Source organism: Shewanella sp. SM101, assembly GCF_025654465.1.
Taxonomy (GTDB): domain Bacteria; phylum Pseudomonadota; class Gammaproteobacteria; order Enterobacterales; family Shewanellaceae; genus Shewanella; species Shewanella oncorhynchi.
This window is the reverse complement of sequence record NZ_JAKKRH010000090.1, coordinates 1-5,763: the sequence shown is the minus strand read 5'-3', so window position 1 is coordinate 5,763 and position 5,763 is coordinate 1. Positions and strand designations below refer to the sequence as shown.

5 protein-coding genes are annotated in these 5,763 nt (G+C 57.4%); 3 read left to right on the top strand and 2 right to left on the bottom strand.

Features of this window, described 5'->3' with window-relative positions:
• Positions 1-40: 40 nt before the first annotated feature.
• Positions 41-958, bottom strand: a complete 918-nt coding sequence (locus L5M38_RS24505; RefSeq protein ID WP_047306926.1) for a recombinase family protein — start codon at positions 956-958, stop codon at positions 41-43.
• Between the two features lie 200 nt (positions 959-1,158).
• On the opposite strand from L5M38_RS24505, the gene L5M38_RS23590 reads away from it, so the two are divergent.
• The 3 genes from L5M38_RS23590 to L5M38_RS23580 are packed head-to-tail and all read left to right on the top strand — an operon-like array spanning position 1,159 to position 4,805.
• On the top strand, positions 1,159-1,398 hold the full coding sequence (locus tag L5M38_RS23590; RefSeq protein ID WP_034011918.1) for a ribbon-helix-helix domain-containing protein: 240 nt from the start codon (positions 1,159-1,161) through the stop codon (positions 1,396-1,398).
• Positions 1,398-1,808, top strand: coding sequence for a putative toxin-antitoxin system toxin component, PIN family (locus tag L5M38_RS23585; protein ID WP_034011919.1), 411 nt, complete (start codon positions 1,398-1,400; stop codon positions 1,806-1,808). The genes L5M38_RS23590 and L5M38_RS23585 overlap by 1 nt, the downstream gene beginning before the upstream one ends.
• Before the next feature lie 3 nt (positions 1,809-1,811).
• The gene (locus tag L5M38_RS23580; protein WP_263180488.1) at positions 1,812-4,805 is read left to right on the top strand and encodes a Tn3 family transposase; all 2,994 of its coding nucleotides are present in this window, start codon (positions 1,812-1,814) and stop codon (positions 4,803-4,805) included.
• Between the two features lie 48 nt (positions 4,806-4,853).
• Here L5M38_RS23580 and L5M38_RS23575 read toward each other — a convergent pair whose 3' ends face one another.
• Positions 4,854-5,591: a carbonic anhydrase gene (locus L5M38_RS23575; protein WP_034011920.1), complete on the bottom strand. Its 738-nt coding sequence runs from the start codon at positions 5,589-5,591 to the stop codon at positions 4,854-4,856.
• Positions 5,592-5,763 lie beyond the last annotated feature (172 nt).

Genomic DNA, 5,763 nt, shown 5'->3' with positions numbered 1-5,763 from the left:
GGGGTTTGGGGAGCAATGGAACCAAAAACCAACGTAAGCCTTACCACCTCCGCTCAGAGCCCTCTTCCCAGGCATCCGCCTCGATAAAACAATTGCGCATCTCGGCTTCCTGGCTGATCTCGGTCAGCAGATCATGTACCGTCTTATCCAATGCCTCATCATTGCGATATGGAATGCTCAGTGCGTAGTTGCCCGACTCCAGTGGCTTCATGCCATAGGGTTCCAGGCAGTAACGCTCGATGTTCTCTTTTGCCCGCTTTTTGCCACGCACGAACTTGCTGTTGTTCTCGACGGCCAGGCGCAATATGACCGTCGCGATCCGTTCGGCATCGTCCACTGCCGGTGGGACTGTAATGTCGAGATGCAGGGAGATTTTTGTGGGTACGCCGATCGTTATGCCGCGATGCCGGAGGTAGCGGTAAAGCGTACTTTTGGAGATGTGCAGTTTCTTGCCAATGGCGCTCACACTTAACCGTCCCTCGCGGTACAGCGTTTCTGCGGCCATAGCTGTCGCTTCGGCTTGAGCTGGCAACCCCTTCGGACGGCCACCGACTCGACCACGTGACCGTGCAGCGGACAAGCCGGCCTGTGTGCGCTCACGAATCAACTCGCGTTCGAACTCTGCCAATGAAGCGAACAGGTTGAACACAAAGCGCCCTTGCGCGTGAGTGGTATCGATGGGGTCATTCAGACTTTGCAGGCCAACGTTACGAGCGGCCAATTCACCGACCAGTTCGACCAGGTGCTTGAGTGAGCGTCCCAGACGATCCAGCTTCCAAATCACCACGGCATCACCGGCTCGCACATGAACCAATAATTTATCCAGTTCCGGACGTGCGCTTTTTGAGCCGCTGGCAACGTCTTGATAGATCCGCTCGCAGCCTGCCTTTTTCAGAGCATCGATCTGGAGGTCTGCGTTCTGATCCCGAGTACTCACCCGCGCATAGCCAATTTTCATCAGAAGTACCGTTTACTCAACAGATAAATTGAAAATAGAACCTTGATTAACGATACCAGTATTTAAAACCATAATGAGGCTTAACTCAGAGCAGGGCTGGTCTTCCGTTAAAGTTCTATAAAACGAGGGTTTTATCGAACCATTGCGAAGCGGCAAGGAACGGGTGTATAAACACACAAACACCTGTTATTGGAGAAGTCATGAACACCACTCGCTGGAACGTCGCCGTCTCTACCGACACCGACCAATCGCTTCGCATGTTTCTGGCCAGCCAAGGCGGTGGCCGTAAGGGCGACCTGTCGCGCTTCATCGAAGAGGCGGTGCGGGCACACATCCTGGAACTGAGCGCTGAACAGGCCAAGGCTTTCAACGTCCATCTAAGTGAGGCAGAGCTGACCGACGCGGTTGATGAAGCGCTCGACTGGGCACGTAAACGCTGATGCGGGTTGTATTGGATACCAACATTCTATTCAGCGCGCTGATCTCACCGCATGGGGCCCCTGATGTGATCTATCGGGCCTGGCGTTCGGCTCGCTTCGAGGTAGTAACCTCACGGGCACAGCTCGATGAGATTCGGCGCGCTAGTCGATACCCCAAGCTTCAGGCCATCCTGCAGCCTGCCAAAGTCGGAGCCATGATCAACAACCTGCAACGCGCAGTAGTATTGGAGCGCTTGGTCATCGAGGTTGAAGCCGATGATCCGGATGATTCATTTCTGCTGGCCATGGCCTTGGCGGGCAATGCGGACTATCTGGTGACCGGTGATCGCCGCGCCGGCCTCTTGCAGCGCGGGCATATCGAACGCACGCGGATTGTCACCCCCGCGGTGTTCTGCGCCGAGGTACTGTGATCCATGCCGGTCGGCTTTCTGACCCAGGAGCAGCGCGACGGCTTTGGTCGCTACATCGAGGCACCCAGCCGTGATGAACTGGAGCGCTACTTCCACCTGAGCGATGAAGACCGTGAAGCCGTCCAGGTACTACGCGGCAACCATAACCGCCTGGGCTATGCCGTTCTGCTGACTACCGTTCGCTTCGTGGGTGTTTTGCCGGACAAGCCCGTTGCTGTGCCGGTGGAAGTCCTGCATGTACTTTGTCGGCAATTGGCAATCGCCGACCCTGACTGTCTTGCGCGTTACAGCGATCATCGTCGCTGGATACATACGGCCGATATTCAAGAGCGCTATGGCTATCGCCACTTTACAGACCCTGGCATCGGCTTTCGTTTGAGCCGATGGCTGTATGCCCTCTGCTGGACAGGCACAGATCGGCCTGGTGTGCTGTTTGAACGAGCCGCCTCATGGCTGTTCACACAGAAAGTCCTATTGCCTGGGGTTTCCCAGTTAGAGCGTTTCATTGCCCAACTGCGTAGCCGCGTTGAAGAACGCCTCTGGTACACCTTAGGCCGCAGCGTGACCGAGGAACAGAGACAACACCTACAAGACTTGCTTCTGGTGGCTGAAGGCAACCGCAGTTCCCGGCTGGATCAACTACGCTCCGGCCCGGTGATGGTCAGTGGCCCTGCTCTGATTCGGGCGCTGCGTCGGCTGGATGATGTGCGTGGGTTGGGTATCGCCTTGCCGCCGGCTGCACATATCCCGCCCAGCCGTATTGCARCCCTGGCCCGCTTTTCCAACACGGCCAAGGTCACGGCCATCAATCGACTGCCGGCGTCGCGCCGGTTGGCGACGCTGGTGGCGTTCGCGGTTTCCCTTGAAGCCAGTGCGCACGACGATGCGCTGGAAGTTCTGGAGGCGCTACTACGTGATATTTTCAACAATGCGGAGAAGGCTGACAAGAAAGCCCGGTTGCGTAGCCTAAAAGACCTGGATCGCTCGGCGGCAACACTCGCTGCTGCGTGCAAGGTCGTGCTGGATAGCTCGATCAGCGATGACAACGTCCGTTCCCAGCTGTTCAACGACCTGCCACGTGTCAGGCTGGAGAAAGCCCTGGAAGAGGTCACTGCGTTGATCCGTCCGGCCAACGATGTATTTTACCTCGCCCTGGAGGAGCGCTACCGCAGTGTGCGCCGCTTCCTTCCCGATCTTCTGAAACATATTCGCTTCGGCTTCAGTCCCGCCGGCAAGGGGGTGGCGGCTAGTCTGGACTGGTTGCAACTGAATCTACCTCGCAGGAAGCCCGAGGATGACGCGCCGCAGGAGATTGTTGCCAAGGCCTGGCAGAACCACATCACCCGCGAAGATGGCTCCCTCGACATGGGCGCCTATGTCTTCTGCACGCTCGATGCACTACGCACGGCCCTACGCCGCCGCGATGTCTTTGTTGCACCCAGTTGGCGCTATGCCGACCCGCGTATCGGTCTGCTCGATGGCGCAGAATGGCTGTCGGCGCGACCGATCATCTGCCGCTCACTGGGCTTGACCATCGACGCCAAAACCACTTTGGACGCTTTGTCTGCTGAGCTGGATTCAACGTGGCAGGCGGTTGCCGCCCGACTTCCCGACAACCCGGCCATCCAGCTAAGTGAGAGCGCAGAGGGTAAAACCGAGCTGTCCCTCGGGGCGCTGGACAAGTTGGAGGAGCCAAACTCGCTATTGCAACTGCGTGCAGCAGTGGCCGACTTGATGCCGCGTGTCGATCTGCCGGAAATCCTATTGGAAATCGCGGCCCGTACCGGCTTCGCTGAGGCCTTCACCCATGTATCCGAACGCAATACGCGGGCCGACAACCTGGTGACAAGTCTGTGCGCCGTGCTGCTGGGAGGCGCCTGTAACACCGGCCTGGAGCCATTGATCCGCAACGATAACCAAGCGCTGCGCCGTGATCGGCTGTCGTGGGTCAGCCAGAACTATCTCCGTGACGACACCCTGTCAGCAGCCAACGCCATTCTGGTGTCGGCGCAAAGCCAACTGGAGCTGGCTCAGATCTGGGGCGGCGGCGAAGTGGCCTCCGCCGATGGCATGCGTTTCGTCGTACCAGTGCGCACCGTGCATGCTGGGCCCAACCCGAAATACTTCGGTACCGGCCGGGGCGTCACCTGGTACAACCTGATTTCCGACCAGTTCTCCGGCCTGAACGCCATCACAGTACCCGGCACCTTGCGCGACAGCCTGGTACTGCTTGCGGTTGTGCTGGAACAACAGACCGAATTGCAGCCCACACAAATCATGACCGATACCGGTGCCTACAGCGATGTGGTGTTCGGGTTGTTCCGTTTGCTCGGTTATCACTTCTGCCCGCGCTTGGCCGATGTCGGCGGCACCCGCTTCTGGCGCACACGCCCAGAAGCGGATTACGGCAAGCTCAACGGACTCGCCCGGCAGTCGGTCAAGCTCGACCTGATCGCGGAACACTGGGATGACCTACTACGCCTAGCTGGTTCACTCAAGCTCGGTCGAGTGCCGGCGACCGGCATCATGCGCACGCTGCAAACGGGAGATCGTCCGACCCGCCTGGCCCAAGCGCTGGCAGAGTTTGGGCGGATCGAGAAAACCCTGCACACACTGACCTACATCGATGATGAGTCCAAGCGCCGCGCCACCCTGACCCAACTGAACCGAGGCGAAGGTCGGCACAGCCTGGCCCGTGCCGTGTTCCATGGCAAACGCGGCGAGCTTCGCCAGCGCTATCGCGAAGGTCAAGAGGATCAACTCGGTGCTTTGGGCCTGGTGGTGAACATCATCGTGCTGTGGAACACCCTCTACATGACGGCAGCTGTGGAACGGCTAAAGCAGCACGGCTACCCGGTGCAGGAAGAGGATCTGGTTCGGCTGTCGCCGCTGATCTTCGAGCATATCAATATGTTGGGACGGTACTCCTTCGCGGTACCGGAAGAAGTCGCCCGAGGTGAGCTACGGCCACTGCGTAATCCAGAGGAAGACCTGTAGCTGTTTGTGATCGAAAGCGGCCATGCCCAGGCTGACGGTTATTTATTCTCAGGTAAAGAACTCAACCTCTCCACCCACAAGCTTATAGATAGCGCCTACAATTTTTATTTTCCCATCCTGCTCGAGCTTATTCAGGGTGGGGCTGTGTTGACGGATATCGGCCAGCGTCATCTTGATGTTGGTGCGGGCAACGGAATCGACAAAGTCATAGTTGTCAGCCGTACGCTCACCTGCGTATGCCGTTTCAGTAATTGCCGGTTTAATTTTGCTCAGCAATCCAGTCAGGTTTCCCAGTTCGGCGTTGGCAATGGCACCCTTCACCGCACCACAGGAGGTATGCCCCATCACCACTATTACCTTGGCCCCTGCCAGAGCACAGGCAAATTCCATGCTGCCGAGAATGTCTTCGTTTTCCACATTGCCAGCCACACGGCAGTTAAACGTTTCACCAATACCGGCATCCAGCAGGATTTCCGCCGGAGCGCGCGAATCAATACAGCTTAAAATTACCGCTGACGGATACTGCCCCTTTTGACTGGCGCGCTTTTGCGCCAAATAGTCATGCTGCTGCATTTTGCCTTCACGGAAACGCAGATTGCCAGATTTCAGGCTTTCAATGACCTCATCCGGCGTCATTTTATCTCGCTCTTCTTTGCTAAGCGCTGCGGCAAAAGACACTGAAGGCACAGTTAACCCGGCCACTCCAGTAATCGCCAATGTGGAAAGGGCAGCTCCGCGCTTGAGCAGCATGCGGCGGGATGGGTGTTGCGGGTCAGATTGGCTCATTGTTCAGCTCCTAGATTGTGGTGTTGGGCCACATTAACTCGGATGCACATTGCCGTAAGCAATACTTTCGAAAAGTACGGAAGATCAATCGAGGGAATTGCCTAGGAAGAAGGCTCTGAGCGGAGGTGGTAAGGCTTACGTTGGTTTTTGGTTCCATTGCTCCCCAAACCCC

Bases quoted from the DNA above. Each gene is read 5' to 3' on its own strand.
- L5M38_RS24505 (WP_047306926.1), bottom strand. From the start codon at position 958: ATGAAAATTGGCTATGCGCGGGTGAGTACTCGGGATCAGAACGCAGAC.
- L5M38_RS23590 (WP_034011918.1), top strand. From the start codon at position 1,159: ATGAACACCACTCGCTGGAACGTCGCCGTCTCTACCGACACCGACCAA.
- L5M38_RS23575 (WP_034011920.1), bottom strand. From the start codon at position 5,591: ATGAGCCAATCTGACCCGCAACACCCATCCCGCCGCATGCTGCTCAAG.
- L5M38_RS23585 (WP_034011919.1), top strand. From the start codon at position 1,398: ATGCGGGTTGTATTGGATACCAACATTCTATTCAGCGCGCTGATCTCA.